3 protein-coding genes and 1 tRNA gene are annotated in these 5,181 nt (G+C 34.8%); 1 reads left to right on the plus strand and 3 read right to left on the minus strand.

Annotation, left to right across the window (positions count from 1 at the left end):
- Positions 1–8: 8 nt before the first annotated feature.
- Positions 9–84 (plus strand) — tRNA-Glu (locus tag PQG52_RS11300).
- A 194-nt stretch (positions 85–278) separates the two neighbouring features.
- Here the strand turns inward: PQG52_RS11300 and PQG52_RS11305 are convergent.
- The 3 genes from PQG52_RS11305 to PQG52_RS11315 all read right to left on the minus strand — a co-directional run bounded on the left by PQG52_RS11305 (position 279) and on the right by PQG52_RS11315 (position 4,997).
- A complete protein-coding gene (locus PQG52_RS11305; RefSeq protein WP_271829586.1) occupies positions 279–1,454 on the minus strand; it encodes a glycosyltransferase family 61 protein in 1,176 nt (391 codons plus the stop codon).
- Positions 1,455–1,537: 83 nt separating this feature from the next.
- Positions 1,538–3,376 carry a dihydroxy-acid dehydratase gene (ilvD, locus tag PQG52_RS11310; RefSeq protein WP_271829587.1) on the minus strand — a complete coding sequence of 613 codons (1,839 nt, stop codon included), beginning with the start codon at positions 3,374–3,376 and terminating at the stop codon, positions 1,538–1,540.
- Between the two features lie 148 nt (positions 3,377–3,524).
- A complete protein-coding gene (locus PQG52_RS11315; RefSeq protein WP_271829588.1) occupies positions 3,525–4,997 on the minus strand; it encodes a glucosyltransferase domain-containing protein in 1,473 nt (490 codons plus the stop codon).
- Positions 4,998–5,181: the final 184 nt, after the last annotated feature.

The following is a 5,181-nucleotide window of genomic DNA, read 5'->3' on the forward strand; positions in this document are numbered from 1 at the left end:
TTGCCTCTGTCCCGTTCGTCTAGAGGCCTAGGACATCGCCCTTTCACGGCGGCAACACGGGTTCGAATCCCGTACGGGACGCCAATCATTATCATAATGATTGCGTATAATTAATAAATATCCTATAAATCTTAACATACAGTTCACGGCTATGCCGTTACCTCTTTATTAGTTTCCTTCAAAAATCGTAGGACAGCCACCTTTTCAAGGTGATAACATGGATTGAATTCCCTGTAAGATTCAATACCAATACGAGATTTTAAGTTAGAAAACGATGATCATCCCAACCACCAATTTGGCTTTAATCGATCAATTGCTTGCAATAAACAATCCTCTGTTAATTGATCTTTTGATAAATTAAAATAACTATAGGGTTGCTGTTTCATAGCCGTGATTAGATAAAAACAATTTCTTAAATAGGGCTGTTCAAATTGACGGTTAAATTCTAACAAAGCTGTTCCTGGGCGAGCAAAAACCATATTTGCTAAACCTGCACCATGAGGAGCCATTACAAATTCTGCCTGTCTAAAAAGGGCAACTTGCGTAATAAAATCCATATCTTCTAAACATATTTTTTGGATATCTTTGGTTTGTAAAACACGCTCTATTATTTCTTTTTCTTCATTATTAACTCTACTATCGTGCCCCTTTTCGCGGCTTATATAAATGCGTTTTGGTAATTCAGGCATATTAGGCACATCAAATTTATCAAATAAAGAATAGACTTCAGAAAAAAGCAAATACAACTCAGGCTTAAAATCTGGAATATGCCAACAATAAGATAACTTTTTAACTGGATAAATACCCACATCTAATAAAGTAACGCGATCTTTTAAACCACTCAGCGCAAGTGTTTGTTCATAAGTTGATAAACTATATGCAGGCTGTCTATTTTCAAACAGACTACTTCTTGATGGAAGAACTAACTGCGTTTCAGATGGCAATATAGAATTTGCAAACTGTGTTTTTGAAATTGCATATAATAACCAATGATAATAATTGGTAGAGGCTGCATCGCAACCTACAAAAACATCATCCAATTTATCTCGAAATGGAATATTTTTTATACAACCCTCTCTATCAATTATACGATTTCTAAAACAGGAAGGAGGACCAATAATCTGATAGTCATTTTGAACAATAACACCATATAATTCAGGAGCTATAACAAGATAAGCATTCTCAATGGTGCAAATCTTTAAAGTCCGAGCCTGCATGATGGCTTTTCCACTCTCCTTTCCATCTACAGCAGCAGTATTTCTTATAATCCTTCTCACATCATAAGCTCTTAAGCCCAATTCAAACTCTTGAAATCGTTGAGCATCGTATGCGGTAATAGGCATCGATAACACGCGTTCTGGGCTATGACTCATATCATAACATTGACCATCTGAAGCAAACGGACCATTAAAATTACCTAAAATTGGCAGAAAAGAAGTATTTTCATTTAACACTATCCATCACCCTCCTTTTGTAAAAGAAATTATTCCGTAAGCTTTATAGCATAATTGTATTTTATACAATTATGCTATTTATTTTATAACGTAAACAGCTCTTTATTTCTTACCGCACCTTTATCAGCACTAGTTGCCATCATGGCATAGGCTTTTAACGCAAGACTGACTTTTCTAGCACGAGGCTTCGCTGGCTTCCAACCTTTTTGATTTTGCTCTGCACGGCGTTGTTGTAACTCTGCGTCAGAGATATCAAGTTGAATAGAACGATTAGGAATATCAATAATGATTTTATCTCCATCCCGAACCAACCCAATGGCTCCCCCAGATGCCGCTTCTGGGGATACATGCCCAATCGAAAGCCCAGAGGTTCCGCCTGAAAAACGACCATCGGTTAATAACGCACACAATTTGCCAAGATTTTTAGATTTCAAATAGCTGGTGGGATATAACATTTCTTGCATACCTGGCCCACCCTTTGGTCCTTCATAGCGAATAATGACAATATCACCAGGTTCGATTTGGTCACTTAAAATTGCTTCAACAGAAGCATCTTGACTTTCGAACACTTTGGCGTTGCCTATAAAAGTCAAGATAGACTTATCCACACCTGCAGTTTTCACCACACACCCAGCCTCGGCAATGTTACCGTATAAGACTGCAAGACCACCATCTTGAGAATAAGCATGTTCGACGCTACGAATACACCCCTCTTTACGATCGGTATCTAAGCTCTCCCAACGCTTATCTTGGCTAAATGCTCGCTGTGTCGGGACACCACCAGGTGCTGCTTTATAAAACTGTAAAACAGATTCCTCTTTACTACTTGTAATATCCCAATGGCGTAGCGCCTCACCTAATACTTCAAAATGAATAGTTTTTACCGTTGTATCAATCAAACCACCTTTGGCCAACTCAGCCAAGATAGAAAAAATTCCACCTGCACGATGTACGTCTTCAATATGGTATTTTTGAGTGTTGGGCGCCACCTTGCAAAGCTGTGGAATTTGACGGGACAAACGATCGATATTTTCCAAAGTAAATGGAACTTCACCTTCTTGTGCAATGGCTAATAAATGCAAAATGGTATTTGTTGATCCACCCATTGCAATATCTAATGTCATAGCGTTTTCAAAAGAAACAATTTGTGCAATTGAACGGGGTAAAATGCTATCATCCCCCTGCTCATAATATTGTCTGCATAATTCAACTATACGACTTCCTGCACGTTTAAATAATAACTCACGGTCTTTATGAGTTGCTAACATGGTTCCGTTACCAGGAAAAGATAATCCCAAAGCTTCAGTCAAACAATTCATGGAATTCGCTGTAAACATCCCAGAACATGATCCGCAAGTTGGGCAAGCAGAACGTTCATATTCGGCAACATGTGCATCAGAAACGCTATTATCCCCAGCGACAACCATCGCATCAACCAAATCTAACTTACGATCTGAAACATTACTTTTTCCAGCCTCCATTGGACCACCAGAAACAAAAATCACTGGTATATTCAAACGCATCGCAGCCATTAACATACCTGGCGTAATCTTATCACAATTTGAAATACAAACCATCGCATCTGCACAATGTGCATTCACCATATATTCGACTGAATCTGCAATAATTTCACGACTGGGCAAAGAATATAGCATGCCATCATGTCCCATCGCGATCCCATCATCGACAGCAATCGTATTAAACTCTTTTGCAACGCCCCCTGCTGCCTCAATTTCACGAGCAACAATATCGCCTAAATCTTTTAAATGCACATGGCCTGGCACAAACTGAGTAAATGAATTCACCACAGCAATAATAGGCTTGTTAAAATCCCCATCTTTCATTCCAGTCGCCCGCCATAATGCACGAGCCCCAGCCATATTACGACCTTGAGTAGAAGTATGTGAACGATATTTGGGCATTTAACAAAATCCTGTAAAAAATTATAATATATTCATCTTATTTAAAAGAATTTCAAGAATAACCTTGTAGTATACATATAAAAACAAATTAAGTTAAAAAACAAATTAGATGTTGCTTTTTATCTTGATAATTTAAAAATGGGTTTAACTAAAAAATACCAGCATTGTAATTTTGAGGCAAACTGTTGCAATATGAACCCACCTTTACATATAAAACGACACCCTTTAGCGCAGTTTCGGTATAACAACTACGCAAAACTTTTACATTATTCGGAAAATCGGTTGCTCTTTCACCTGTAATAATTTTGTGAAGATAAAATTCGCCATTTATTATTCCGTTGGCATACCATGGATTTAAAAAAGTATTGTGATCAAAAAAATATTCTAACAATGGATAATTTTTCAAAATAATTTTTTTTGCTGGAGATTGTAAATCATCGCTAATAAACGCAATGCCTTGGGCCTGTTCAACACCAAAATAATTAATTGATCTAACAATATCTTGAATAACTAATTCATTTTTTACATACTCGATACGTTTCAAATTACATATCGCAGATGATAATAATAAATTCACTAACAAAAAGCTAATAGGCAAACACAATATAATTCTCGTAATATATTCGTTTTTGCGAATAAACAAATATATATATACAAAAACAGCATTTACCCCAATCATTTCGCGCATGTGATACATAGGCGAAGACAATATAATATTACAACTCGTTAAAGAAACACCTAATAACGGAATTGAAATAAATAAAACTAAAATCCGTTTATAATTCTTATCAACACAATCTTTAATAATGGTGAGCAAGCAAAATAAACTTACTATGGAAATCGAAATTAGAATGTATTTCTTATACAAAAAGAGAGATAGTAGTTTAAAGTAACCCTGATAATTATCGAAGAGTTGACTTAAAAAATAACCATCAAACGGTAATATCTTTCCAGCCTCAATAAACCCTTCAGTCAACATAAAATTAGCAATTAAACTCTTGTAAATCAAAAAAGTAACAAATATACAAATTACACTATAAAAAGCCTCGCGAATTGTGATTGAAAATTTATTGTTATCTACATCGCCTAACATTTTGATAGCCATCAATCCAAAAACTAGGGATAAAGCAGACTGATAGAAACAAAATAAAGAAAAAATGATTAAGCATCTTAATGTATAATCAACTGTTTTATTGTTTGATTTCTTTTTAAAGACAAAAAAACAAGCACAAAAAATACTCATGACCATCATAACGCAATCATATTTATAAGATAGATTTTGTAAAAAAAACGGGTTACATAAAAGTAACGTAAATATAGAAAGCTTGAGTAGAAAATTGTCTTCGGAGATAATTTGATCAGTAGTATATCTCAACGTAAAATATAACGTAACAAAAGAAAACAAGAACGAAAATGGATATGGATCGGATGGGAAAATCGATCCACTTAGTATCCGAAAGAAAAATACTGAAAAAGGTCTAGCATTTTGATACCAAGTAACTAAATCTCCATTTGCACTTCTATAAAAATCGTCCATAAAATTATAGGGAGATAATAAAAAGGGCAAGAGATATGTAACAGTTATAATTGCTGATATTAATACGTAATTCTTTTTGGACACTGTATTTTCTTAAACGATAATTATATTTAGTATGATGACATGTAAGATTTGAGTTATTAACATATTAAAAGTGTTAATCAACAAATATAATTTTTATTACTAGGATTTAATAAGTTTTATATTTTTTAACTATTGCGTGTAGAAGCTTTGGATAATCGTCACTATCTGTGCTTTAAACTGATGA

This window comes from Commensalibacter communis, assembly GCF_947179105.1.
Classification (GTDB): domain Bacteria; phylum Pseudomonadota; class Alphaproteobacteria; order Acetobacterales; family Acetobacteraceae; genus Commensalibacter; species Commensalibacter communis.